Raw genomic sequence first — 26,906 nt, 5'->3', positions numbered from 1 at the left:
TCACGGCAAAGCGCTTGGCTTTAGCACTTAGGGCTTGGCGTTTGGTACTTGGGCAAGATTTTATGTGGCTAGATCACTTTGTCACAACTTGCTGGCCGCATTGGCATTTTTGCCACTGCTATCCCAATCAGCTTGATTGGTCAGCTTTGCAGGTGCAGCCCGTGACCCGCCAATGCATTGCACGTTTGGCAGGGATAGCCAATCGGGTGCCGTGGCTTCGGTGATGCCGCCAGTCAGGCAAAAGCCAAGATATTAGCGAAAGTATTGGTGTAAGCATGTCTAAATAAAAGACCGTTGATTGAAAATTTAGAGTGCTAACTCATTAGAAGGCTGGGATTTAAAAAACCACGCGCCATTTTAGTCCTTTCTAAACACGCTGTAATGAGTTACTTCTTAAGGAAGCTAAGTGCGTTAATCCTTGTGACCGGTTGTATGAATTTTGAATTTTTGGTTCGGGTCTACGCCACATTCAATCTGGCTATAAAGTCCATTTAGCCAAAGATTTGTAAGTTGTTGAACCTACGCAAGCTAAGAACGCCCCTTATACGTCAATAGGGGGGCTGTCATGCCTAGCACAAACAGTGTCAAAGAATTTCCAAACACCGAATCTAAAAGCAATACCACTGCCCATCTTTTACTATTTTTGTTTGGTTGGTTAGGCGCTCATAGGCTTTACATCAATGAGAGAACCTCTGGTGTTTTAATGCTGGCTCTTTTCTTACTGTCAGTTTTAATGCTGTTTGCTAACCTTGGGGTCGCCGGCTTTGTTGTACTGTTTTTTTGGTGGGTTCTAGATATTTTTACCCTCCACCAACGATTACAAAAACAGAATGAAATCAATTCCTGAGCTGCGCAAAGCCCTTTGCTTTATCAAGGTAGCCCTAGCCTCTTATTGAGCAAAGTGGGACCTCGTGGATCAAAACTTTTACTGATAAAAGAAAGACAAATTTATGCAAAAAGGCAAAGTAAAGTGGCTTTGTTGTTCTTCGCTTCAAATTTTAGCTGGTCTGAGACTGAGTTCTGACGCTTCATTATAGAGCAAAAGAACTCTTTTTTATAGTGTTTGACTTGCTGTGAACTTTTTAAGTTTTGTTCCAACCAAGTTCTGTGCCGCACTTTTTGATTAAGTTGTTCGGTAATCTTGTGACGTGCACTCTGCGGCTTGAACTGTTGAGATGCTTTGTGGAGCATTTTTGAACCGGCCGAAATAGACCCGCAATGGCAATCTTCCGGCCTGTCTGATCACGATCAATAAACGGGTGATGATGCGGGCAGGCAGGCGCGTAACCGCTAAATTGATTTTACCGGGTTGGCCAATCGCCCGATTTTTTCAATCTCAACCTCAACAACATCACCACCCTGCATCCATAAGGGCGGTTTACGGCCATGCCCGACACCAGATGGCGTCCCCATAACCACTATATCGCCAGCATCGAGCGTCATCGCTTCGGTAATATAGACAAGCGTCTCGACGACCTTGAATATCATCATATCGGTGGTGCTTGACTGCACTGTTTGTCCGTTCAGACGGCATTCAATTTTTAACCCGTCTGCCGCTGGCGGCAATTCATCGGGGGTGACCAAAACCGGGCCAAAAGGGCCGGTCTGGTCAAAATTTTTGCCCATCGTCCATTGAATCGTATGGCGCTGATATTCACGAACCGACCCATCGTTGAAACAGCTATAGCCAGCAATCACATCAAGCGCATTATCAGCCGTGAGATGTTTGCATGTCTGCCCAATAATGACGGCCAGTTCGGCTTCATAATCCATGCTGTTTGACATGCGTGGCGCAAGGATCGGTTTGTTTGCCGGCACCAGTGATGTTGGGCTGCGCATGAAAATGGCCGGAAATGGCTGTTTTTCAAACGGGCCTTCGGCAATGTGATCCATATAGTTCAGCCCAAGGCAGAGAATTTTGCCAGGCGCGGCCACGGGCAGCTGCAGGTCCAACGCGCCGAGCTGATGATGAACGGCACCATCTGCGCGCGCCAGAATGGCCGCAATGTCGGCTAATTTTCCGGCTTTGACCACCGCCCCAAGATCAGTTGGCGCGGCGGCATCAATGCGCGAGAGATTGACAACACCCGCACCATTCAAGGCGCCAATGCGGGGCTGTTGCCCCTCGTTAAAAGCCAGTAAACGCATGGTGTCTCCAATTTATTTGTGCGCCGCTAAACCACCGTAACGACAAATGGGTCAAGCCCATCGACGCGGCATTCCATAACATCACCTTTGTGAATGGGGCCAACCCCGGCCGGTGTGCCTGACATGATCAGATCACCTGCGGCAATATCGTAAAAGCGTGACAGATAGGCAATTTGTTCCGGCACTTTCCAGATCATCTGGTTCAGATCGCCATTTTGACGGATCTCGCCATTCACCGACAGAGAAATGCCGCCAGCATCAAGATGGCCAGTTTCAGCGGCGGGTACCAATGGGCCGATGGGGGCTGAGCGTTCAAAGGCTTTGCCGATTTCCCATGGGCGTCCCATTTTTTTCATTTCACCCTGCAGGTCGCGGCGGGTCATATCCAGGCCAATGCCATAGCCAAACACATGCTGCATCGCGTCCGCTTCGCTGATATTGCTGCCGCCACTTTTCAGCGCCACAATCATTTCAACTTCAAAATGCACATCATTGGTTTGGGGCGGATAGGGAAAACTGCCGCTGCTATCAATATTATCGCCATTTTTCTGAAAAAAGAACGGCGGTTCTTTGTCGGGGTCATGCCCCATCTCAATGGCATGGTCGGCATAATTGCGCCCGATACAATAAATCCGGCGTACTGGGAAACGTGCATCTGTGCCGCGAATCGGCAGGCTCGGCTGTGACGGTTGAGGAATTACATAATCAGACATTTTTCACTTTCCTAATAAAACATCCCAATAAAACAAAATGGCGTCCGGCAGGCTATGCGGCCCGCCGTGACGCATAATAGGCGACACGCCGTTCAAGATGCGCAAGAAACTCGGCGATGATGAAAGCCAGGGTGAACAGAACAAGCAGGACTGCCCAGAAGTGCTTCATCAAGAAATTTGCCGAATAGAGCTCAAACAAGGCACCAAAGCCAACAATGGATATCAGCAATTGACCGATAATTACGCCTTTCACCGCGCGGATAAAGCCGATCCGCACACCGCCCAGAATTTCCGGTAAAGCCGCCCAGAAATATATCTTGAAAAAAGCATCAGAGGGGGATGCGCCAAATGAATGGGCCATCTCCACAAGCGACCGGTTGATTTGCAACACGCCGGCCCGCGCATTCAGCACAATAATCCAAATCGCAAACAAGGCTGTGGTGATGATAATCGCTTTCAGACCAAAACCAAACAGCACCATCAATACCGGAACCAGTGCGGTTAGCGGCGCGCTCAAAAACATATTGACCCAGGGCAACAGCATTTCATCAATGAGCCGGTTTTTGCCCATTAAAATGCCAACCGGTATGCCAATGATAATGGCTGATAGCGTCCCGACAAAAAACGCATAGCCGGTGTCTGCCAGCGCCTTAATAAAGACCTTGGTGGTGCTGATTTCGAGCAATGTTACAAAAATCGCACTTAATGGTGGCAAAAAGAATGTCACTTCAAGTTGCCCGACGATTTCCCAAAGGGCGCCCCATAACAACAGCGACGACATGCCTGGCAATCGATAACCGAACAAAATCATTTGCGTCCCCTTATAGTGAGATCGGGTAAGGTTTATTCGACATAGCTGCGCAACGATGCCCAGATATTGTCGACGATATCAAGATATTCCGGGTCGCGCCGGATGCCGTCGGCACTTTTATGCCGAAAGCCGGATGGTTTGATAATTTCCGACACACGGCTTGGCCGCGGCAGTAAAATGGCGATCTGGTCAGAGACATAGACCGCTTCTTCAATTGAATGGGTCACAAAAATAAAAGTTTTATTTTCGTTTTTGACCAGTGCCAGAAGATCTTCCTGAAATTTCCGGCGGGTTTGTTCATCAACCGCCGAAAACGGCTCGTCCATAAGCAGGACTTGCGAATCAACAGAAAGTGCGCGGGCCAGACCAACACGCTGTCGCATGCCGCCTGATAATTCATGCGGAAAACTCCGCTCAAATCCGGCAAGGCCAACATTGGCAATATATTTTTCGGCAACCGCCTCGCGTTCGGATTTGGCAACCCCGCGCAGTTCGAGGCCAAAGGCAACATTACGCATAACATCAGCCCAGGGCAGCAAGGCAAAATCCTGAAACACAAAAGCCCGATCCGGCCCGGGTCCTGAAACGGGTGTGCCATTGACCATGATCTCGCCGCTGGTGGCAGGCAGCAATCCGGCGATTATTTTCAATAATGTTGTCTTGCCACAACCCGACGGGCCAAGAAGTGAGGTCAATTGACCGCGCGGGAAATCAAGCGACATATTTTCAAGTGCCTGAACATCGCCATAGTTTTTATGCACATTCCTGACAGTGACGGCATTGTCGATTGTCGTATTTTCTGAGGTCATTGGTTGGTTTCCATATCAACAGATTATTCGGACACATAGCCCTTGTTATTGCCGCCAAACAGGAAGATTTCGATACGTTCAAGAACGTTCAAAAACAGCACGGCAAGCAAGATAATTGACATAATCGCAGCATACATTGTTGGGTAATCGGCGATTGAGCGGCTAAAGGTGATGATGTCGCCGACGCCGGTCGGTGTGATTTTCAATTCGGACAAAATTGCCCCGATAAAACCAGCCGAAATGCCAAGGCGCAAACCGGCAAAAATGACTGGTGATGAGGCTGGTAAAATAACTTTTAAAATAATATCACGGCGTGATCCAAGAAAGGCATGTCCCATTTCTTTGAGTGATGCCGGCGTATTGCGCACAGCGCCGCTGGTGTTCAGCACAATAACCGGCATCGCCATGATGCAGACAACAAAAACTTTTGAGGTCAGACCAATGCCATAGGCCATCACAAGAAGCGGGATCAGCGCCGCCAAAGGCGCGGTTTGCATCACCACAAAAATAGGTGAAATCAGCCAGTCAATTTTTTCGCTCAGCCCAATCCATAAGCCCAGACCGATGCCCAGAAAAGCCGAAATTGCAATGCCGACAACAAGCGGCTTCAAGGTTTCAGCGTAAGCGGTAAATAAGGTGCCTTCAACGACCAGAACCCAAAAAGCGGTCATTGACTCTAAAAATGTGGGAAAGGCAAAGCTCACTGGAATTCGGCCGGCAATTTCCCAGGAACCAAAGACAATGGTTGCTGATAAAATGGTCAGGAAAAGAGATCTATGTCGCATCATTTACCGTAGCCAGTCTGTGGCGTGCCATGGAATAGAAAATGTTTAAATCTGTAAAATAATGGTGGTGCCGACAGCATGAAAGATGGATCACGCTGTCGGCCTTGAAAGGTCGTGCCGGCTATTGCGCCGCGCGGTTCAGCGAATCCATATACCAGAAGTCACTGATATTGAGCGCTGCCGGATCACCGGTCAGCTGGCCCGCTTTTGAATACCAGTCCATATCCGCTTTGGCCGCGGTCATGCCGCCACCATTCGGGTCATAGAGACCGCCAGCAACCGCATCATTATAGAATTGGTCAAGCCCATCCAGCACCTCTTTCGGCAGCTGGCCAATTGGCCCATCAGGATCAGTCTGCTTGCTGATGATGGTCGGGTCTTTGTGCATGTCCCGGTAAACGCTCACCAGTGCTTTGACAAAAATATCGACGTCTTTCTGGTTGGCCTTGATCCAGTCCAGATTCGCAAACAGCGCTTCATCACTGGCATCAACCTCAAACATTGGCAACACGTTAAAATTATCACCATGTAGCTTGACCAGTTTGTTCTTGTTTGACAGGTCAACGATGGTGGCGTCGGTCTGTCCCGCAATCAATGCCGCAATACGGTTTGATGACCCGGGCACATAAGAGCGTTTGCCAAATTTCATATTCAGCCTGTCTTCAATCACGTTCGCAATCGATTCGGTGCCGCCGCCGCGCGAATGCAGCATGATTGGCTCGCCATTGAGATCTTCCAGCTTTGAATATTTCTTCGATGTAACCGGAAAAAATTTCAGCTTCGATAGCTGGTAAATGATCCGCACAGGCGCTTTCGATCTTTGCATGACCGAGTAGGGGGTGCCAAAACCAATATCCATCTGGCCGCTCAAAATCGCCTGAATAGCGAGCTCTTCATCGGAAAATGCTGTCCATTCATAGTCCAGCCCCATCGCTTTGGCCCGATCAAGCGCTACAAAAAAAGCGGCAAGCTCGTCAGATGGTGTTTCGGCAAGTGCAATTCTGACCTTGCCGGCATGTGCTGTGGTCATTGCTGATGCCATGAATAGCGCTGCCGAAACGAAAGTCAAAAATCCTTTGATAATTCGTGTCATTAGTTTCCTCCAATTTCACCTTATCCGGTGTTAAAATATCATACGAGAAATGGCCTTGCATGTGTCTGCATGATCCATTCCGGACAGCGACGATGAAACAGAATTCACGAACGGCGCCCCCACCCTATGTGATCAATTTTTGATCAATCAATAATTGATCACATAGTGTGTTGCATTGGTCAAGCCTAAAACTATAGTTTTTTAGAGAGCCTATGATGTATTGTTGTGGCATATGATTAATGGCTTCTGATTTGTTTTGGTGTGGGCTAAAACATATGGATGTGATCATTGCAGGATAGAAGGAAATGAACATGACGGTTGCTGATGGAGCGCTGACCCAATTGCGGGCCTGGCTGGCACAGAGCGATTTTTCGGAAGGTGGCCGGCTGCCGCCCGAGCGTGAACTGATTGAGATATTAGGCGTATCACGCGGCGAATTACGAAAGGCTCTGGCGGCCTTGGAAAATAATGGTGAGTTATGGCGGCATGTCGGCAAGGGCACCTTTATTGGCGCACGGCCGGTTGAAGAGCCATCAAGCATTGCGCTGGTTGCTGAAAAATCGAACCCTCTTGATGTCACGCGCGCGCGGATTTTGATCGAGCCGGTATTGTGCCGTGAAGCGGCGATTAATGCGACGGGTGTTCATATTGATGAATTGGCGCGCTGTTTGGCGGCGCAGCGCGAGGCCAAAACATGGCGGCAATATGAAAATGCTGATAACCGCTTTCACCGCATCATTGCCGAGGCGTCGGGGAATGTCGTGCTTTTGGCATTATTTGACCAGTTGAATGCCATCCGGCGTACCGTTGTTTGGGGACGGCTGCGTGACGAATCCGCATCACCGCCTCCAGATCACCACAGTTTTGACCAACATGATGATATCGCAACGGCAATCCGTGAGCGTGATCAGGATGCCGCGGCCAATGCCATGTGGCTGCATCTAAAACAGGTCGGCGATCGCCTGATCAACCATAATGCCGCACGACGCAACAGCGCGTAACTGTATCAGCCGGATATAACGGTGCTTATGGCACAGCTTTGCTATCTGTCGAATTGAAATATATATGAAAAATGGTGCACTCGACAGGATTCGAACCTGTGACCTCTGCCTTCGGAGGGCAGCGCTCTATCCAGCTGAGCTACGAGTGCATCTTTGGTATGGCACTGGTTCATGGGCGGGACGATTTACCCTGCCATTGCGCCAAATTCCGAATGGCTTTCTTCTATACTGACTTTGCGCCCCTGCCAAGGGGGTAATGCGGTATCTTTGCCAGCATCATGGTTTCGCCTGTGGCGGTTACGCCGATGACATATGCCAATCATATGCCACCAAACATAGCTTATATCAGCTTATTTTGTCAGGCTTAGAAACACATCTTCAAGGTCGGGTTCGGCGGTGCTGATATCGCTGACCTCAAATCCGGCAAGCCGCACTTTATGCAAAATATCAACCGCATTGCTTGTCGCTGGGTCAAAGCTGATCGACAGCCGGCCATCACGCCATTGCGCGCCAAGCGTGCTAAGCGCGTCGGACAGTGGCAACGGCGGCGCTGCCGTCAGGCTGAGATGAAGTGTTTTCTGGCCAGCCGAGGCCAATAGATCGGCCTTTGTTTTTGCCGCAATAATTTCGCCCTTATTGATAATGGCGATGCGGTCGCACAAGGCTTCGGCCTCTTCAAGATAATGCGTTGTCAGCACCACCGTTACGCCAGCTTGGTTAAGGCTTTTAATACTGTCCCATAACCGTTGGCGAAGCGCGACATCAACACCGGCGGTCGGTTCGTCCAAAACCAGAATTGGCGGGCGATGCACCATTGCCTTGCCAACCAAAAGCCGTCGGCGCATGCCGCCTGAAAGCCGCCGCGAATAGAAATCAGCCTGTTCGGTCAGGCCAACCATTTCCAAAATCTCATCCGTATGGCGTTCGGCCTTTGGCACACCAAACAGTCCCGCCATCATATCCAAGGTTTCGCGCGGGGTGAAAAAGGCGTCAATATTCAATTCTTGCGGCACAATGCCAATATTGGCGCGCGATTGCCGCGGATTGGCATCAATATCCGTTCCCCATATCGAAATGCTGCCGCTGGTTTTCACCGCTGTTCCAGCCATGATATTGATAAAGGTCGATTTGCCAGCACCATTCGGCCCCAAAAGCCCAAAAATACAGCCAATCGGCACTTCGATATCAATTGATTTCAAGGCATGATGCGCGCGTCCGCCAGCATAATAAATCTTGTTCACATTGCTGGCTTCGATCGCCAGCCCAGAATCGGGGCTGCAAGTAAAGCCGGCAGTCGGAACGACGGTATTTTGCGATGTCATATAGGCTGCCTTTTTGATGTGAAAGCCCAAAGGGGGCGCGCTCGAAAGATATAGGCTGTTGTGATGCGGGCGGCAAGGGGGGCAAAGAATCTTCGCCGGCCAGTGCCGGTTACAATTGCATCAATCGGAAAGCCGCTATAGGTTAGCAGGGACGGACCGCGCTATCCGATTGAGGCGCACCGCAAACAGATTTTGGCCGTAACACCATATGATGCGAATGAGGATATCATGACCCCGAACGAGGCTGGCACGAAGGCTGACCAATCAGCCGCTTCATCATCAAATGTAATTGTCACAAACCAGTCGCGGGTGGCCTGTAATGGTGGTGGTGGCCCGCTTGGCCACCCACAGGTATGGTTGACGCTTGGCACCGATGGCAAAGTGACGTGCCCTTATTGTTCTTGCGCATTTGTTGCGGCGGCCGAATAGCGATTTTGGCCAGATAATTTTTTCGGCCAAGTAACCGTTTTGGCCAAACAACAGTTTTGATACGGGCGCTATGGCGATTGAAATGCCATTTGTGGTGATGAAGGCGACCAATATCTTGGCCAGCTTTTTGGCCAGCTTTTTGAATTGTAGGGCGATATGAGTGAAAAAGGCAGACTGGTACTGGTTGACGGGTCGGGATATATTTTCCGTGCCTTTCACGCCCTGCCACCCATGACACGCCGCGATGGCACGCCGGTCAATGCGGTGTATGGCTTTACCGCCATGCTAATGAAGCTGATCGATGATCTGCAGCCCGATCATGTTGCCGTGGTGTTTGATGTTGCGCGCAAAACCTTTCGCTCGGATATCTATCCCGAATATAAGGCCAATCGGTCAGAACCGCCCGAAGATCTTGTGCCGCAATTTGCTCTGGTGCGTGCCGCAACCAAGGCGCTAAGCCTGCCCCTTCTCGAAGCGCCCGGATTTGAGGCGGATGATTTAATCGCAACCTACGCACGGCTTGGCGAAGATGCCGGGCTTGCAACGCTTATTGTGTCGTCAGACAAGGATTTGATGCAGTTGGTGCGCGGTGATGTCACCATGCTTGATCCGATGAAACAGCGCCGTATTGGGGCTGATGAAGTGTTCGAGCGGTTTGGTGTTGCGCCGGAAAAAGTAATTGATGTGCAGGCCTTGGCTGGTGATTCAACCGATAATGTGCCCGGGGTGCCGGGCATTGGTATCAAAACCGCGGCTGAATTGATTCAAACTTTTGGTGATCTTGATAATTTGCTGGCAAATGCGGCAACGATCAAACAGCCAAAACGCCGGGAAAATCTGATTAATTTTGCTGAACAGGCGCGAATTTCACGCCAGCTTGTGATGCTTCGTGATGATGCGCCAATGCCGCTTGAACTATCGGCATTATCGACACCGCAGCGCGACATGGATCTATTGACGGCTTTTCTGCAAGACCAGGAATTCAACCGCTTGCTTGTACGCATTGGTGCCGATGCTGGAAATGCCAATGGGAATGTGAATGGCAATGGTAATGGCGCAAAATTGGGCGGTGCCGTCCGGTCGATGGCATCCAGCCCGTCACCATCAGATAAAACCAATCCTGCGCCATCAACTGGTCATGCTGCCGCGCCTGACGCTATGATGGGGGCGAGCCAACCTGTTGATGTTGATTACCAGCTTATTACCGATGTTGATGGGCTTGCTGCCTTTCTGGTGGCGGCAAAAGCACAGGGTTTTCTGGCGGTCGATACGGAAACAACTGGCCTGAATGCGGCAGCGGCCGATTTGGTTGGCGTGTCGATGGCCTTGGCGCCTGGCAAGGCTTGCTATGTGCCGCTTCGTCATGGCGTGGTGGCAACGGAAACTGGGAACGCGCAGGGCGGGCTTGATTTTTCAGCCGAGGCACCGGTTGCCTACGAACAAATCGGCTTTGAAACGGCGATGGCTATGTTGCGGCCAATATTCGAAGATCCGGCCATTTTGAAAATTGGCCATAATCTGAAATACAATTCGCATATTCTGCTTTGGCCGCGTAATGGCGGGATAAAGCTGTCGCCAGTTGATGACACAATGTGTCTTTCCTATGTTCTGGATGGCGGGCGCGTTGGTGGCCATTCAATGGATTATCTCGCAAAACATTGGCTGGATTATGATACGATTAAATTTTCCGATGTGTGCGGCAAGGGGGCAAAGCAGGTTCCCTTTGGCACGCTTGCGCCCGAGGCGGCCTTGGATTACGCCGCTGAAGATGCTGATATCACGCTTCGGCTTTGGCAGTTATTCAAGCCGCGCCTTGGGGCTGAACAGGTTGCGTCAGTTTACGAGAGGCTGGAACGTCCGCTTATTCCAATCCTTGCCGAAATGGAAGCAAGCGGCATCACGGTTGACCGGACTATTCTGGCACGCATGTCGAATGATTTTGCCAAACGCATGGCCGTGTTTCAAATTGAGATTCACCAGCTTGCCGGTGAAGAATTCAATATTGCCTCACCAAAGCAGCTTGGTGAAATCCTGTTTGAAAAAATGGGGCTTGAGGGCGGTAAAAAAGCCAAAACAGGCGCTTTTTCCACCTCGGCAGATGTTTTGGAAGATCTTGCCGCTTCGGGTTTTGAAATTGCCGCCAAGGTTCTTGAATGGCGGCATTTGGCAAAATTGAAATCGACCTATGCTGATGCGCTTGTCGAGTCAATCCTTGCCACGACAGGGCGGGTTCATACCTCATTTTCGATGGTTGGTGCCAGTACTGGTCGCCTGTCATCATCTGATCCGAATGTGCAAAATATTCCAATCCGAACCGCCGAAGGTCGACAAATTCGCACCGCCTTTATCGCGGCAGATGGCCATAAACTGATCTCGGCTGACTATTCGCAGATCGAATTGCGGCTTGTCGCGCATGTGGCGCAGGAAACCACCATGATCGAGGCGTTTCGCGCTGGCATTGATATTCATGCGCGAACCGCATCCGAGGTATTTGGCGTGCCGCTTGAACAGATGGATAGCGAAACCAGACGCCGCGCAAAGGCCATTAATTTTGGCATTATTTACGGTATTTCGGCCTTTGGACTGGCGCGCCAGCTTGGCATTTCACGCGGCAAGGCGAGTGACTATATCACGGCCTATTTCAAAAATTTTCCGGGCATCAGGGATTATATGGAACGGATCAAGATTTCGGCGCGCGAGGATGGGTTTGTCGAAACACTATTCGGGCGGCGCATTCACATTTCGGGCTTTTCGGGTGGTAACCAGGCGATGCGCGGCTTTGCTGAACGCCAAGCGATCAATGCGCCGATTCAAGGCAGTGCTGCCGATATTATCAAACGGGCAATGATCCGCATTCCCGGAGCGTTAAAAGCGGCTGGGTTAAGCGCAACAATGCTTCTTCAAGTGCATGATGAATTGATCTTTGAAGCCCCCGAAGCCGAGGCTGAGGTCACAAAAGCGTTGATTACATCGGTTATGGAAAATGCGGCTGACCCTGTTTTGACATTAGCAGTGCCAATTGTGGCCGAGGCGGGGATCGCAGATAGCTGGGCCGACGCCCATTAAGGTTATGCTGGCCTGATTATGCCGATTTTCTGCCCTATATCGGCCTTGATTTGCCCGCAGGGTCAAAATCAATCGTGATGATCCGTTGGCGATGGACATGATTGGGCCAGTTTGGATTTTGGCAGTTCAGATTATGGCAGTTCAGATTTTGCCAGATCGGATTTTGTGGGAGTGGGAGACCAAAATGGCAGACCGTATTGCACTTGTTGATGATGATCAAAATATCCTGACATCTGTGTCCTTGACGCTCGAATCTGAGGGGTTTGAGGTTGATTGTTACCATGATGGTGAGGCGGCTTTGGTTGGGCTTGCCCGCAGGCCAGCCAATCTCGGTGTCTTCGACATCAAGATGCCCCGCATGGATGGCATGGAGCTTTTGCAAAAGGTACGAGGCCAGTCGCAAATGCCGGTGATTTTCCTGACCAGCAAAGATGATGAGCTTGACGAGGCGCTTGGGCTTGGCATGGGGGCAGATGATTATATCACCAAGCCATTTTCCCAGCGTTTGCTGCTTGCGCGTATCCGTGCCGTGTTACGGCGTGCCAGTGACGGGGTGATGAAAACATCTGGCCCGAATATCATCCGTCTTGGCGAATTATTGATGGATCCAGACCGGCATTTATGTAGCTGGCGCGGTACTGAAGTTAAATTAACCGTCACCGAATTTCTGATTTTGCAGGCGTTGGCGTCGCGCCCGGGCATGGTGAAAAACCGTGACCAACTTATGGACGCTGCCTATGGCGAGAGTATTTTTCTGGATGACCGCACGATTGACAGCCATATCAAACGGCTGCGCCGCAAATTACGCGCCCATGATTCCGACTTTGACCAGATCGAAACGCTTTATGGAATTGGCTATAAATATAAAACATCTTCATCATAAGGGTCGCGCCATACCGATGAAGGCTGCATAATGGCCTGATGATATTTATGTTGATGGTGGATTATAGTCAGGGAGCGGAATTATAGATACTTCGCGATGGCGTCGATTACTGGGCTGGATTCGAGGCAAGGGTGGATGGTTTGTGACGCCATTCCGCATGAGCCGTCTTACCGCGCGCATCATGGCGATTATGCTATTTCCGCTGGCGATTTTTCTTGTTGGCCTATTGTCGCTTGATCAATATCGAACAACTTTAATCCAGTCAGAATTTGTTGCGCTTGAGCGTCAGGGCTTTACCTTGGCGAGATCGCTTGCACTTGCCGAGGCTGAGCGTGACCGGCGTGTTGCCCGCCGCCAGCTATCACCAGAAACCATGACGCATCTTATCCCGCTTGTCGGGCTTGGCAGCTCGTTACGCGCGCGGGTGTTTCAGCCAAATGGATCGCTTCTTGCCGATACGGCGCGGCAAAGTGGCTTTCAGCCAAATGTCGATATTCGGCGGCATCGTGACAAAAGCTGGCGGCGGAAAATCCGCAATAATTTAAATGATATGGTGGCGGCAGCATCTGGCTGGTTCAGCCCCTTTGATGAATTGCCAGCATATGTCGAACGCCGCCGCCAGCGTGCCAGCCAATATGCCGAAGTCATTGCCGCCTTGTCGGGCGAGCCACGCCGTGCCTTGCGGATTGATCGTGATGGTAATTTGATGTTGTCGGTGGCGGTGCCGGTACAAGATGTGCGCCTTGTTCGCGGCGCCTTGATGGTTTCGATTGGTGGCGGCAAAATCGAACAGGAATTGGCCAATGTGAATATTGTGTTCTTGCAGCTATTTGTCGGGGTGTTATTGGTAACGCTTGGGCTTAGCCTTTATCTGGCGCGGTCTATCACCACGCCAATTTCGCGTCTGGCGGCAGCCGCCGATAAATTGCGGCAAAGCGCCGATATGTCCAGCCGCTTGCAGCGATTGCCGCATCGCAATGATGAAATTGGTCAATTATCAGATTCATTGATTGATCTGACCGATGAATTGCAAAAACGGATTCAGGCAACGGCGGCCTTTGCCGCCGATGTGGCGCATGAAATCAAAAATCCGCTTTCATCGTTGCGAAGCGCCACCGAAACCTTTAGCCGTGCAAAAACAGCGGCGCAAAAAAAGCAGTTGCTGAATGTCATCTTGCAGGATGTGCAGCGGCTTGATCGTTTGATTACCGATATTTCACAAGCAAGCCGTGTCGATACCGAGATTATCGGCCAAGATCGTGACCCGGTTGATTTTGCCGGTTTGATTGATAATTTTATTCAGATGCGATCGCAAACCCACAGCCAATATCAATTGCGATACGAGCATCCGCCTCTGCCAGTGATGGTGCGGATAAATGAAAGCCGCATGGTGCAGGTGATTGATAACGTGCTGAGCAACGCCATTTCCTTTAGCCCGAAGGGTAGCATGGTACAGTTTATTCTGACCGCTGATCCAATACGCAAACGCGCGGTTCTGGAAATTCTTGATGATGGACCAGGAATCCCTGATACCAAGTTGGAAACGGTGTTTGACCGGTTTTATACCGAACGGCCTAGTGGCGAGGGATTCGGCGAACATTCGGGTCTCGGCCTGTCGATTGCGCGGCAGATTGTCGATGCGCATAACGGGCAATTAACCGCCGAAAACCGGCCTGAAGGCGGGGCGTGTTTCCGACTTGTTTTGCTACTGGAAAGCTAAGGCTGTTTTTTCTTTTCTGCTATTGTAGACTGTTGTGATGTTGAGCCCAATTTCGTCAAAAAAGCTTGTTCTGGTGACTGGTGTGTCAGGTGCTGGACATTCAACGGCACTGAAAATTCTGGAAGATCACGGTTTTACCGCGGTTGATAATCTGCCTTTGGCGCTGGTTGACCCGCTGATCGCGCTTGAGGTTGAAACGGGTGGCCGGTCAATTGCCATTGGGCTTGATGTGCGTACCAGCGGTTTTGGGGCTGATGCGGTGGCGCGGCTTGTGAAAAATCTGGCAAAGCGCCTTGGCGATGGCTTTAAGATGGTTTTTATCAGTGCTGGCCATGCTGATTTGATGCGCCGCTATAATGCGACAAGACGCCAGCACCCGCTTGGCCATGATTACGATCTTGACGCTGCGGTGCGCGCCGATATGGCGCGCATGGTCGATGTCGAAGCGCTGGCCGATATTGTGATTGACAGTAGTGGTCTGGCACCAGCTGATTTGCGCGACGCGTTGCTTGACACTTTGGGGCTTGATAAGGCACCGCCAATGCCATTACATATCGTGTCATTTTCCTACCGATACGGCCTTCCTGAAACCGCCGATCAGGTTATTGATATGCGCTTTGCCAAAAACCCGCATTGGGATGATGGCTTGCGTGATCAAACCGGCCTTGATTCCAAAGTGGCGGAATTTCTGGCCAAAGACGAAATGGCAATCGCGGTTCTTGATCAGGTGAAATCGATGTTGGTGTTAATGTTAAGCCGGATGAACAATGATGGTCGAGCGCATTTAACACTGGCCTTTGGCTGTACGGGCGGCAAGCATCGTTCAGTATGGGCAGCAGCGCAGATCGCTAGCTGGATTGAGGCTGAGGGTCACCCCGTACGCCTCGAACATCGTGAATTGATCAAGGCATTGGCCTAACCAAACATCACTTTTATCGCAATCTAAATATGGTTTTTGACGCGATCATATCTATCGCTTTAAAAGAGCGTGTTAATTTGCTATGACGTGGCGAGATTATTACAGATATATAGATGGGATTGGAATATGGCGCAGGATTATGTGATTGCCGATATTGGACTTGCTGACTGGGGTCGCAAGGAATTATCGATTGCCGAGACCGAAATGCCCGGCCTGATGGCGCTTCGTGACGAGTTCGGTTCGGACAAGCCGCTGGCTGGCGCGCGCATTGCTGGCTGTCTTCATATGACGGTTCAAACGGCGGTTTTGATTGAAACGCTTGTTGCGCTTGGTGCCGATGTGCGTTGGTCGAGCTGCAATATCTTTTCAACACAAGATCATGCTGCCGCGGCAATTGCCAAATCAGGTGTTCCCGTCTTTGCAATCAAAGGCGAGACATTAGCCGAATATTGGGAATATGTTGATCGTACTTTTGATTGGCCGAATGAACAGACTGCCAATCTTATTCTTGATGATGGCGGTGATGCCACCATGTATATTCTTCTCGGTGCGCGTGCCGAAGCTGGCGAAGATGTGCTGGCAAAGCCTGAAACCGAAGAAGAAGAATATCTAAAAGCGCAATTGCACCGCCGTCTTGCCAGCAGTCCGGGCTGGTTCACCCGCCAACGTGATGCGCTCAAAGGGGTTTCTGAAGAGACCACCACTGGCGTTTTGCGGCTTTATCAGCTTGCTGAAATGGGCGGATTGCCTTTCCCAGCGATCAATGTGAATGACTCGGTTACCAAATCAAAATTTGACAATCTCTATGGCTGTCGCGAGTCACTGGTCGATGGCATTCGTCGCGCCACTGACGTGATGTTTGCTGGCAAGGTTGCGGTTGTTGCGGGCTACGGTGATGTTGGTAAAGGCTCGGCAGCGTCGCTTCGGCAAGGCGGTGCGCGGGTCATGGTAACTGAGGTCGATCCGATCTGTGCGTTGCAGGCCGCGATGGAAGGCTATGAAGTCGTGACAATGGAACAGGCAGCGCCGAAGGCTGATATCTTTGTGACCGCAACCGGTAATCGTCATGTTATCACCATCGACCATATGCGTGAAATGAAAGACCGTGCGATCGTCTGTAACATTGGCCATTTTGATAATGAAATCGATGTTGCGTCGCTGAACAATTACACTTGGTCCGAAGTAAAGCCGCAGGTTGATGAAATTGAATTTCCAAATGGCAAGCGGATGATCCTTCTTGCCAAGGGGCGTTTGGTTAATCTTGGATGCGGAACAGGACACCCGTCTTTCGTCATGTCGGCGTCATTTACCAATCAGGTGTTGGCGCAGATCGAGCTTTGGTCGTGTGGTGATCAATATGAAAACAAGGTCTATACCTTGCCGCGTCATCTCGATGAAAAAGTGGCAGCACTCCATCTTGCCAAGGTTGGCGCAAGCTTAAGCACGCTTCGCCCTGATCAAGCCGATTATATTGGCGTTGAACAGCAAGGGCCGTTCAAGAGCGAACAATATCGCTATTAATCAGCAATGCCAGTTCTGCAATTAGAATTACCCGATCTGCCAGCAACCGAAACGCTTGGTTCGTTGCTGGCTGACGGGCTGGCGGCTGGTGATGTGATTTCATTAAGTGGGCCTCTTGGTGCAGGAAAATCGGCATTGGCGCGGGCGATTATTCAGGCGGCAAATCCGGCTGAAACCGATGTGCCGAGCCCCACCTTCACGCTTGTTCAAACCTATGAGCTTGGCGATGGAACGCCACTTTGGCATCTTGATCTTTACCGGATTGAAAGCCCCGAAGATGCAATGCAGCTTGGGCTGGATGATGCGTTTATCGATGCGGTTTGTTTGATCGAATGGCCGGACCGACTAAAAAAGCTGCTGCCAAAGACCAATCTTTCAATCCATCTTTACATGGCCGATGCTGATGATGGCGGTGAGTCGTCTTCCAGCATCCGGTATGCCGATATCACCGCGCCGCCGCATTGGGCCGCCCGAATGGCGGCCATTATCGCCAAAACGGGCTAGGTTTTTCGCCTCTTCGCAAGGGCTTGCCGACATCAATCCTAGACCAGATTACCCGCTTTTGGTAAACGGGTCTCGCCTTTCGATGTTGTTGCTTTTATAGTTGGCACATGACAAGCCCTTCCGTTTACAGCATTGATGCCGGCATGCCGTTTGCCCGTGAATTGGCCGTGGGCATTGCAAAGCTGGCTGACAGCCCCGAAAGGCTGGCGCGCGGTCTTGTTCTATTGCCATCACGCCGTGCTGCTCGCGCTCTTCAAGCCGCTTTTCTGGATGGTGTTGAAGGTGTGCCGATGCTGTTGCCGCGCATGTTGCCTGTTGGCGATTTTGGCAATGATGATGATGGCCGGTTAAGCCCATTTCTAGGCGATGATGCTGGCAGTGACTTGCCGCCGCCAATCTCAAAGATAAGGCGGCAAATCTGCCTTGCCAAATTGCTTCGCCATTTTCCGCTTGGCGGTCAATATCCAACCCAGCCACAGGCGATGCGCCTTGCCGACTCGCTTGGGCAATTGCTTGACCAGCTTTACAATGCCGATGCCAGTGCCGAGCAGCTTCGTGATTTATTGCCTGATCAATTTTCGGCGCATTGGCAGGATATTCTGACCCTTCTTGGCATTTTGATTGAGCGCTGGCCGGATGTTCTGGCACAAGAAGGGCTTATTGACGTGGTTGACCGGCGCAACCGGCTGTTACGCCGCCGTGCCAAACAATGGCGCGACCAGCCACCTGATCAATTGATTGTAATTGCCGGATCGACCGGATCAATCGCGGCGACGCGTGAATTGATTGGCGTGGTGGCAAACCTTCCCGATGGTCATATTGTTTTACCCGGGCTTGATCGTCATGCTGGTGATCAATGGTCGGCGATCTGCGAGGATAGTGGCCATCCCCAGCATCAGCTTGCCCAGCTTTTGGCCTATCTTGAGATCACGCCTGATGCGGTCCAAGATTGGACAGGGTCAGCCGATCAGATACCGCCCGAATTGCCGGCAAGACGCGATTTGATGCGTGAGGTCTTTCGCCCTGCTGCAATCAGCGGCGGCTGGCAAAGGCTTGGCGATGCCAGCCCGATGATCAACCGAACCGCGCTTGCTGGTTTGAAAGTCATAACGGTGCGGGATCGGCGCGAAGAGGCCAATCTGATTGCCCTATCGCTTCGCGAGGCGTTGGAAAAACCCAATCAAACCGCGGCAATGATTACCCCTGATCGCCAGCTTGCCGAATTGGTTATTGCCGATTTGCGCCGGTGGGATATCGTCATTGAGGATTCGGCAGGCAAACGATTGTCGCTTTGCCCACCTGGCCGGTTCTTATCGCTTCTTTGTGATGCGGTCGATGCCAATTTTGCGCCGCTTCGCCTGCTGTCATTGTTAAAACATCCCTATTGTGCAGGCGGAATGAACCCGATTCAATTTCGTCATTTTGTCGATCAAATCGAATTGGCAGTATTGCGGGGCCCGCGTCCGGGTGATGGTTTGCCCGCGATTGCCGCGGCGCTTGATGATGCTGAGCTTTGTCATTTTTTCGAAACGCATGTCATTGCCAATTTAGCCGCGCTTATTGATTGCTGGCAGGTGCCTAACCCGACTTTGGCAACCCTGGCAGACGGGATTGCTGACGCTGCTGAAAGGCTATGCGCTACCGTGATGGACAGCAATGGTGCGGGTGCAGATCGCGGTGCAGGCGCAATCGAATTATGGAAAAATGCTGACGGCATGGCTGCAAGCGACCTGTTTCGCAGCCTTGCCGCTGATGGCCGAGATAGCGCGATTGATGCCGGTGATATGCCGCAGATTTTGCGCGAGCTTCTTGAAGATATAAATGTTCACCCCTTTGGCACACCGCATCCACGGCTTGCCATTCTTGGTGCGGTCGAGGCGCGAATGCATCCAGCACGCGCGGTTGACGCGCACCGATTAATTCTTGCTGGCTTTAATGAAGGCAATTGGCCGCCGCGTCCAGATGTCGACCCTTGGATGAATAGCGCGATGCGGGCAGCGGTTGGGTTGCCGCCGAAAAACTGGCGAAGCGGATTAAGCGCGCATGACGTCTATATGGCCATTTGCAGCAAAGACATCATTGTCACCCGCGCCGATAAAGAGGCGGGAACCCCAACGACAAAAAGCCGTTGGTTACAGCGCATGGAAGTTGTGGTGAATGCGCTTGGTCTGAATGACAATATTGATGATGGCGCGATTGAAAAAGCTTGGCTTGCGAAATTTGAACCAAAGACAATTCCCCAACCGGCGGTTCGGCCGTCACCTTGTCCGCCATTGGCAAGCCGCCCACGCCAGTTTTCGGCAACTGAAATTGATATCTGGATCACTGACCCCTATGCCATCTATGCCAAGAAAATTCTGCGGCTAAAACCACTTGACGATATTGACCGCAGTGCTGATGCGGCGCTTTGCGGTATTTTGTTTCATGATGCGCTTGCCGATTTCAGCAAGGCAAATGCCACAGGCCAATTGGGCGAAGACGCATTGCAACAATTGCTGGATTTCGGCAAAACCCATTTTGCCAGCCAGATTGGTCAGCCCTCAATCCGCTATTTCTGGTGGACAAGATTCGAGGCGATGGCCGCATGGTTTATCGAAAATGAACATCGTCGCCGTGATGATTTACAATCAATTTATGCTGAAATTAATGGGGTGATTTTTTTGCAGGCGGCGCAAGGGCCGGTAAGACTGACCGCGCGGGCGGATCGGCTGGAATATTACAAAGACGGGGAATGGACGATTGTCGATTACAAAACCGGCACGGTGCCAAGCGGAAGCTTGATCAAAAAAGGCGTTCGCAACCAATTGGCGGTTGAAGGGCTGATTGCCTTTGACGGCGGGTTTGAATCACTGCCGGCGGGCGAGATAAGATCATTGGAATATTGGCAGTTAAGTGGCAAAAAATCGGCACCTGGTGAAATTAAAATGCCGTTTGCCGATTTGTTTGACGCCGATGAAGTCAGGGATCGCCTTGAAAGGCTGGCCAATTATTTTGATCAGGCCAACACTCCCTATCCAAGCGAGCTAGACCCGATCAATGTTCCGCCATTTAAGCCCTATCAGCATTTAAGTCGAAGCCGTGAATGGCTTTATGGAGACAATGCCGATGAATGAGATGATAGCCCGCGCCAGTGCAGCCCAGGCCAAGGCTTCTGATCCGGCGGCTTCGGTATTTGTGTCGGCAAATGCGGGAACGGGTAAAACCAAATTGCTAACCGATCGCGTGCTGCGCTTGCTGTTATCCGGTGCGCCAGCCGATGGTATTTTATGCGTCACTTACACGCGTGCGGCGGCGGCTGAAATGCGTAACCGCATTTTCAAACGTCTTGCCGATTGGGCGACGATTCCGGCAAAGGCGCTGGGCGAAGATCTGGAAAATATGGGCATTGTCACGCCAAGTCAGGATATGCGCCGTCGGGCGCGAAGCCTATTTGCCGAAATTCTGGATAATGATGATGGGCCGCGTGTCGAGACTGTGCATTCTTTTTGCCAGTCAATTTTGCGGCGCTTTCCAATTGAGGCTGGTATTGCCCCGCATGTACAGCTTGCTGATGATGATGAACAAAGCCGGTTAAAGGCGATGGCACGCGCCAATATTCTATATCATCCAAGTCCGGAACTTGCCGCTTCGGTGTTGTTGATTGCCGAAGCCGTCAGCGAGGGACGCGCTGATGAAATTGTTAATTATTTTGTCAATCGGGCAGAGGGGCTTGAATCGCCTGACTGCCTTGCGCGGATCGAGTCGCATTTCCGTGATGATCTTGGCGTTGTTTCTGCTGCACATGAACGCGATGTGGTGATGGCAAGGCTGGATTCGATTCAGGACGAAAGGCTGCGGTCAATATCGGTGGCTTTGCAGGCATCTGGTTCCAAAACCCAAATTGATCGCGGCGCGAAAATGGATGTCTGGTTGGCGCAAACAGGCGATGGTAGGATCGAGAAATTGTCATTTCTGGTCGATGCACTATTTAGTGCTGGCAAGGCCCGCAAACAATTATCAAATGCCGATCTTCGCGAGACAGTGCCGCAAATTGACGCGATTCAAAAACAGGTCATTGAAATTATTAAACCGTTATTATTTGGTCAGGCAGCACAGATATGCCGTGATCGAACCATGGCGCTTTACCGGTTTGGCATCGCCTTTAATCAGGAATATAGCCGCCTGAAAACCCAACGCGGTTTGCTTGATTATAATGATCTGATTATCCGCACCAATAATCTGCTGGCGGCAAGCGAGGCGGCCCAATGGGTGGCATGGAAATTAGATAATGGTATCCAGCATCTATTGATTGATGAGGCGCAGGATACCAGTCCGGCACAGTGGAAATTGCTGCGGCGGCTGGTTGATGAATTCTTTGATGGCGAGGGGGCAAGCTTCTATATCGAATCGGGGGCAAAAAGCTTGCCGCGAACGATGTTTGCCGTTGGTGATTTCAAACAATCGATTTATTCCTTTCAGGGTGCAGACCCGCTGGTTATGAATCAGAATCGAAGCGAGCTGTCCAGCCGCGCCAAAGCCATTCAAGCCGATTTCCGCGATGTGCCTTTGTCGGTGTCGTTCCGGTCAGCAAGCCCTATTCTGGATCTGGTCAATAAAACCATTCCCGACCTTGGCGGGATTGATGATTTTACTATCCATGAAATGGCGCGAAGCGGGGCAGGTGGCTTTGTTGAATTATGGCCGGTGGTGAAAGGCAATGATGATTTTGGTGCTGAAATCATTGCTGCTACGCAATTAGCGCGGCGTGTCAAAAGCTGGATTGGCAATCGGCGTTTGCCATCGGGAAATCTTGTCGGGGCGGGTGACATTCTGATTCTGCTTCGCAAACGCGGCCGGTTTTTCGAATTGTTATTATCGGCATTGCAGATTGCCAATGTTCAGGTGGCTGGCGCTGATCGGATGCGGCTTGCTGAACAAATTGAAATTCAGGATCTTTTGGCGCTTGGTGATGTAATGCATCTTGCCGATGATGATCTGCAGCTTGCCGCCGTTTTGAAATCGCCTTTATTCGGGATGAACGAAGACCAGCTTTACGAGCTTGCCTATGATCGTGGCAAGGCCAGCTTGATGTCACGGTTGATGGCGCATCGCGGCGCTGATGGTGATTTGGGCAAGATGGCCGACCAATTGGCACGCTGGCAAAGCCGCGCTGAATATGAGTCGGTTTTTGGTTTTTTCAGCTTTGTTCTTGTCGATGGTGGCCGCCAGAAATTCCGCGACCGGCTTGGCCGTGCGGTTGATGAATCGCTCGATCACTTCTTGAATCTGGCGCAGAATTTTGCCCTTGGCGGCGGCGTGTCCTTGCTTGAGTTTCTGACAAGCATCCGCAGCAGTGGCGGCGAGGTGAAGCGCGACATGGACGCATCAGGTACGGATGAGGTACGGATCATGACAATCCATGGCGCAAAGGGGCTTGAAGCGCCAATCGTGATTCTGCCTGATATGCTGGCCAGCCGTGGAAAATCCGAACCGGTTTTGCCGGCGGCTGATGGGTCGGTTCATTACTGGTTGCCGCCATCTGATTTGGCGCGCCCTGCCTTTGTCGAACAGGCGCGTGAGGCGGCGGCCACGCTTCGCACCGAAGAAAGCAACCGTTTGCTATATGTTGCGATGACGCGCGCGCGTGATGGTTTGGTGATTGGCGGCTGGGAAAAACCGCATGGCGTCCGCCGCCTAGACGGCAGTGATTACGCGCTGTTAAGCAGGGTGATCAAAGCAACCGAAACCGCTATCGAACATGATGATGGCACGGTTTCAATCACCGCTGAACAAACTGCCACGATTGATAAAGATCAAGATAAAGAACCAAAGCTGCCACCGAAAAAACTGGTTGATGATACGGCTGATTGGTTGCTTCGTCCTGCCCCGATAGATGATAAATCAGGCCGCCCCATCCGGCCATCGCAACCGGGTCTTGATCATGACCCTCAATCGCTTGCCGCCAGCGCTGCAAAGCAGAATAGTCAAAACCGTCACATTGGTCTTGCCTATGGCAAGCTTGCACACCGGTTGCTCGAACAGCTTCCCTCAATTGATCCGTTATTGCGGCGTGATCGCGCTGTAAGGATTGCTGGCCAAAGCCGTGATGTGCCTGGCGCAATGGCAGCAGGCCTTATCGACAAGCTGTTGACGCTGATTGATCTGCCTGCATTTGCGCCGCTTTTTGGCAAGGATGCGTTGGTTGAGGTTCCGATTAACGGGCGCTTGAATGGCATTGGCATCGCTGGCCAGATTGACCGGCTGTTTGTCGATGACAAGCGCATTATTCTGGCTGATTTCAAAACGGGTCGGCCACGCGAAAATGCGATACCGCGAAACTATCTTCACCAAATGGCGCTTTATGACGGCCTTCTTCAGAAAATTTATCCCGGGCGAGACATTGATTGTTGGCTTGTCTGGATTGATACGCTTGAATATCAGCCGATTGATCGTGACGCTAGAAAGCAGGCACTGGCTGATATTTTTGCCGCTTATGACTCTTTGCGCTCGTCAAAATAGATAAATATTCCTGACGCCAAGCTTGACGCGGCAGCAGCCAAACCATAAATTTAAATCCGAGAGCGCAGCGGCACATACGCCGCAGATTTTTACGATGAAATGGAATCATAATGGCAACGTCAAAAACCACGGATAGCGATTTTACCGCAGATGTTCTGCAATCAGACAAACCTGTGTTGGTTGATTTCTGGGCTGAATGGTGTGGCCCATGCAAGGCGATTGGCCCTGCGCTTGAGGAAATCGCTGGTGAAAAGCTAGGCAGCCTGTCAATCGTCAAGCTGAATATCGACGAAAACCCACTAACGCCGCAGAAATATAATGTTCGCGGTATTCCAACATTGCTGATTTTCAAAAATGGCGAAGTCGTTGCTGAAAAAATGGGTGCCTTGCCAAAATCGCAGCTGGAAAGCTGGATTGATCAATCAGTCTAACGCCAATTTACAAAAAGATGATGTGAAACGCTGTCCTAGTCGGGCAGCGTTTTATTTTGCACAAGAACATGACCGGCAAGATATAGCGAGCCGCAAATAATAACCGGATAGGTGGGGTCTAGCTGGTCAAATGCCGTTATGATGCTTGTTGCGGCGGTGGCGTCCAGACCCTGTGCCAAGGCGGCAGCGGTCATGTCGGCGGCGCTTAGGCTGGCTGGTTGGTCATGGATGGCAAGACAGCGAACCGATCCGGCAAGGGGGGCAATTGGCGCCAGAAATTCAGCCGGATCACGCGTGTTTAGCGCGCCGCAAATAATATTCCATTTACCACCATCAATTTGACCAAGTGTTTTGGCCAAAGCCCGCGCCCCATGGGCATTATGCGCGCCATCAAGCCAGATTGGGCGATGTGGCCATAATTCTGCCAACAGGCCGTCATTTAATGGCTGCACGCGCCCGGGCCAAATAGCCGATTTAATGCCGCTGGCAAACGCATTTGCCGCTTGGGCCTGGCCGCATGATGGCAATCGGTTTTTTGCCGCAAGATCAAAAAGGCAAGCCGCTGCCAGCCCAGCATTATCAAGCTGATGCGCGCCGTGTAGCCCCGGTGCCGGAAGCAAGAAATCTTCGCCTGCACAAGATAGGTGAATGCCGCCATCATCGGTTTTGGCCAGATGGAAATCACGACCAGCGACCTGCAGTGACGCGCCGATATTTTCAGCATGCGCAATCAGAACATGCATGGCCTCAGCCTGTTGATCGGCGCAGTAACAGGCTGTTTGCGCCCGCATGATTCCAGCCTTTTGACTGGCAATCTGGCCTAAGTCAGTGCCAAGAAAATGCTCGTGATCTTGGGCAATCGGGGTGATGATTGTGGCAAGCGGCGTTGTTAATACATTGGTCGAGTCAAGCGCGCCACCAAGCCCAGTTTCCAAAAGCAATAAATCGGCTGGTACCCGCGAAAATGCCAGCATTGCGGCCGCCGTGGTGACTTCGAAAAAGGTCACGGCCATGTCGCCATTGGCGGTTTCGACGTCTTCCAGTAAATCGGCAAGCCCGCCATCGTCGATCAGCCGTCCGGCAAGCCGGATACGTTCATTAAACCGGCATAGATGCGGCGAGCTATAGACATGAACCTTAAGGCCGGCTTCTTCAGCCATCGCTCGTAGAAACGCAATTGTTGAGCCTTTGCCATTCGTGCCAGCAACATGGATTGTTGGCGGCAAATGATGATGCGGATTGCCAAGCTTTTCCAGCAAGGCAAAGCTGCGATCAAGCCCAAGATCAATTAATTTTGGATGTAGCCATGCCAGCCGGTCAAGCGCCGCTGCGGCGCGGTCGGCTGCGGCCATTGCTGCCGGTGATGACGATGGCATTAGGCGCGCTTTCTGCTGTCTTTCGATCTCATCATGAAATCCAGAAGCCTGCCAATATATTCAGGCTGTTCGGTGCGCGGCACAACGGCATCGACCATACCGTGATCCATCAGATATTCGGCTGTCTGGAAATCTTCAGGCAGTTTTTCACGGACCGTTTCTTCGATTACACGGCGACCGGCAAAACCAATAATGGCACCAGGCTCGGCAATCTGAATATCGCCAAGCATGGCAAATGAAGCCGTAACACCGCCGGTTGTCGGATGCGCCAATAAGACAAAATAGGGAAGGCCTGCATCACGAACCAGCTCAACAGCGGCGATGGTGCGTGGTAATTGCATAAGTGATAACACGCCTTCTTGCATACGTGCACCGCCGGTTGATGGCACGGTGATCAGCGCGCCCTTGCGGGCAACTGCTTCCTTTGCAGCGCGAACAATGCCATTGCCAACCATGCGTCCCATTGATCCGCCCATGAAACGGAAATCAAATGCGGCGATCACGCAAGAATATCCATTGATTTGCCCTGCTGCGACGGTAATCGCGTCATTTAAACCGGTTTTGTTGCGCGTGTCGCGAAGCCGGTCAGTATATTTTTTGCTATCGCGGAATTTCAAAGGATCATCTTCAATCGGCGAAAGCGAGATCACATCATATTTGCCACCGTCAAATAACATGGCAAAACGGTGTTCGGGCGGCAGTGGGGCATGATGACCGCATGTGGCGCAACAGTTAAATGCCTGTTCATATTCACGATGAAAAATCATCTGGCTACAGGCACTGCATTTGATCCACAGATTATCCGGCACATCATCGGCCTGAACCCATGCCTTGATTTTGGGAAGGACAGAATTTGTAATCCAATTCATTGCAATCT

22 protein-coding genes and 1 tRNA gene are annotated in these 26,906 nt (G+C 51.3%); 12 read left to right on the top strand and 11 right to left on the bottom strand.

Annotated elements, in window-relative coordinates; all coding sequences use genetic code 11:
* Positions 1–81 precede the first annotated feature (81 nt).
* On the bottom strand, positions 82–237 hold the full coding sequence (locus ABXT40_RS09340; protein ID WP_443646999.1) for a hypothetical protein: 156 nt from the start codon (positions 235–237) through the stop codon (positions 82–84).
* A 328-nt stretch (positions 238–565) separates the two neighbouring features.
* On the opposite strand from ABXT40_RS09340, the gene ABXT40_RS09335 reads away from it, so the two are divergent.
* Positions 566–847, top strand: a complete 282-nt coding sequence (locus ABXT40_RS09335; RefSeq protein ID WP_443645336.1) for an NINE protein — start codon at positions 566–568, stop codon at positions 845–847.
* A gap of 443 nt (positions 848–1,290) precedes the next feature.
* Here ABXT40_RS09335 and ABXT40_RS09330 read toward each other — a convergent pair whose 3' ends face one another.
* The 6 genes from ABXT40_RS09330 to ABXT40_RS09305 form a co-directional block, all read right to left on the bottom strand.
* A complete protein-coding gene (locus tag ABXT40_RS09330) occupies positions 1,291–2,148 on the bottom strand; it encodes a fumarylacetoacetate hydrolase family protein (RefSeq protein ID WP_443645335.1) in 858 nt (285 codons plus the stop codon).
* 26 nt (positions 2,149–2,174) lie between these two features.
* Positions 2,175–2,861, bottom strand: a complete 687-nt coding sequence (locus ABXT40_RS09325) for a fumarylacetoacetate hydrolase family protein (RefSeq protein WP_332923633.1) — start codon at positions 2,859–2,861, stop codon at positions 2,175–2,177.
* 52 nt (positions 2,862–2,913) lie between these two features.
* The gene (locus ABXT40_RS09320; RefSeq protein WP_332923634.1) at positions 2,914–3,672 is read right to left on the bottom strand and encodes an ABC transporter permease; all 759 of its coding nucleotides are present in this window, start codon (positions 3,670–3,672) and stop codon (positions 2,914–2,916) included.
* Between the two features lie 32 nt (positions 3,673–3,704).
* Complete coding sequence (locus ABXT40_RS09315; protein WP_332923635.1) at positions 3,705–4,481, bottom strand: ABC transporter ATP-binding protein; 777 nt, start codon at positions 4,479–4,481, stop codon at positions 3,705–3,707.
* A gap of 23 nt (positions 4,482–4,504) precedes the next feature.
* Positions 4,505–5,152, bottom strand: coding sequence for an ABC transporter permease (locus ABXT40_RS09310; protein WP_443645334.1), 648 nt, complete (start codon positions 5,150–5,152; stop codon positions 4,505–4,507).
* A 235-nt stretch (positions 5,153–5,387) separates the two neighbouring features.
* Positions 5,388–6,359, bottom strand: a complete 972-nt coding sequence (locus ABXT40_RS09305) for an ABC transporter substrate-binding protein (protein ID WP_332923637.1) — start codon at positions 6,357–6,359, stop codon at positions 5,388–5,390.
* Positions 6,360–6,670: 311 nt separating this feature from the next.
* Here ABXT40_RS09305 and ABXT40_RS09300 point away from each other — a divergent pair, with 311 nt between their 5' ends.
* On the top strand, positions 6,671–7,360 hold the full coding sequence (locus tag ABXT40_RS09300) for a FadR/GntR family transcriptional regulator (RefSeq protein WP_443645333.1): 690 nt from the start codon (positions 6,671–6,673) through the stop codon (positions 7,358–7,360).
* Between the two features lie 72 nt (positions 7,361–7,432).
* Here ABXT40_RS09300 and ABXT40_RS09295 read toward each other — a convergent pair.
* Positions 7,433–7,509, bottom strand: a tRNA-Arg gene (locus ABXT40_RS09295).
* 201 nt (positions 7,510–7,710) lie between these two features.
* Positions 7,711–8,682: an ABC transporter ATP-binding protein gene (locus ABXT40_RS09290; RefSeq protein WP_443645332.1), complete on the bottom strand. Its 972-nt coding sequence runs from the start codon at positions 8,680–8,682 to the stop codon at positions 7,711–7,713.
* A 228-nt stretch (positions 8,683–8,910) separates the two neighbouring features.
* Here ABXT40_RS09290 and ABXT40_RS09285 point away from each other — a divergent pair, with 228 nt between their 5' ends.
* The 10 genes from ABXT40_RS09285 (at position 8,911) to trxA (ending at position 24,653) form a co-directional block, all read left to right on the top strand.
* A complete protein-coding gene (locus ABXT40_RS09285; protein ID WP_443645331.1) occupies positions 8,911–9,111 on the top strand; it encodes a zinc-finger domain-containing protein in 201 nt (66 codons plus the stop codon).
* Between the two features lie 156 nt (positions 9,112–9,267).
* Positions 9,268–12,177 (top strand): DNA polymerase I, encoded by a 2,910-nt coding sequence (gene polA / locus ABXT40_RS09280; RefSeq protein ID WP_443645330.1) that lies wholly within the window; start codon positions 9,268–9,270, stop codon positions 12,175–12,177.
* A 184-nt stretch (positions 12,178–12,361) separates the two neighbouring features.
* Positions 12,362–13,060, top strand: a complete 699-nt coding sequence (locus ABXT40_RS09275) for a response regulator transcription factor (RefSeq protein ID WP_443646998.1) — start codon at positions 12,362–12,364, stop codon at positions 13,058–13,060.
* A 157-nt stretch (positions 13,061–13,217) separates the two neighbouring features.
* Positions 13,218–14,780, top strand: a complete 1,563-nt coding sequence (locus ABXT40_RS09270; RefSeq protein ID WP_443645329.1) for a stimulus-sensing domain-containing protein — start codon at positions 13,218–13,220, stop codon at positions 14,778–14,780.
* A gap of 37 nt (positions 14,781–14,817) precedes the next feature.
* Positions 14,818–15,699 (top strand): RNase adapter RapZ, encoded by an 882-nt coding sequence (rapZ, locus tag ABXT40_RS09265; RefSeq protein WP_443645328.1) that lies wholly within the window; start codon positions 14,818–14,820, stop codon positions 15,697–15,699.
* Positions 15,700–15,825: 126 nt separating this feature from the next.
* A complete protein-coding gene (gene ahcY / locus ABXT40_RS09260) occupies positions 15,826–17,220 on the top strand; it encodes an adenosylhomocysteinase (RefSeq protein WP_443645327.1) in 1,395 nt (464 codons plus the stop codon).
* Positions 17,221–17,226: 6 nt separating this feature from the next.
* Complete coding sequence (tsaE, locus tag ABXT40_RS09255) at positions 17,227–17,724, top strand: tRNA (adenosine(37)-N6)-threonylcarbamoyltransferase complex ATPase subunit type 1 TsaE (RefSeq protein WP_443645326.1); 498 nt, start codon at positions 17,227–17,229, stop codon at positions 17,722–17,724.
* A gap of 107 nt (positions 17,725–17,831) precedes the next feature.
* The gene (addB, locus tag ABXT40_RS09250; RefSeq protein ID WP_443645325.1) at positions 17,832–20,837 is read left to right on the top strand and encodes a double-strand break repair protein AddB; all 3,006 of its coding nucleotides are present in this window, start codon (positions 17,832–17,834) and stop codon (positions 20,835–20,837) included.
* Positions 20,830–24,222: a double-strand break repair helicase AddA gene (addA, locus tag ABXT40_RS09245; RefSeq protein WP_443645324.1), complete on the top strand. Its 3,393-nt coding sequence runs from the start codon at positions 20,830–20,832 to the stop codon at positions 24,220–24,222. Before addB ends, addA begins: the two co-directional genes overlap by 8 nt.
* Before the next feature lie 110 nt (positions 24,223–24,332).
* Positions 24,333–24,653: a thioredoxin gene (gene trxA, locus ABXT40_RS09240; RefSeq protein WP_443645323.1), complete on the top strand. Its 321-nt coding sequence runs from the start codon at positions 24,333–24,335 to the stop codon at positions 24,651–24,653.
* Between the two features lie 35 nt (positions 24,654–24,688).
* Here the strand turns inward: trxA and ABXT40_RS09235 are convergent, their stop codons facing one another.
* Together ABXT40_RS09235 and accD are read right to left on the bottom strand one after the other, a co-directional pair.
* Positions 24,689–26,029 carry a bifunctional folylpolyglutamate synthase/dihydrofolate synthase gene (locus ABXT40_RS09235; protein WP_443645322.1) on the bottom strand — a complete coding sequence of 447 codons (1,341 nt, stop codon included), beginning with the start codon at positions 26,027–26,029 and terminating at the stop codon, positions 24,689–24,691.
* Positions 26,029–26,898, bottom strand: a complete 870-nt coding sequence (gene accD, locus ABXT40_RS09230; RefSeq protein ID WP_443645321.1) for an acetyl-CoA carboxylase, carboxyltransferase subunit beta — start codon at positions 26,896–26,898, stop codon at positions 26,029–26,031. The genes ABXT40_RS09235 and accD overlap by 1 nt, the downstream gene beginning before the upstream one ends.
* Positions 26,899–26,906: the final 8 nt, after the last annotated feature.

It is taken from the genome of Candidatus Ponderosibacter sp. Uisw_141_02, from assembly GCF_048087665.1.
In the GTDB taxonomy this organism is placed as follows: domain Bacteria; phylum Pseudomonadota; class Alphaproteobacteria; order Puniceispirillales; family Puniceispirillaceae; genus UBA3439.
This window is presented reverse-complemented; position numbering and strand designations above follow the sequence as displayed.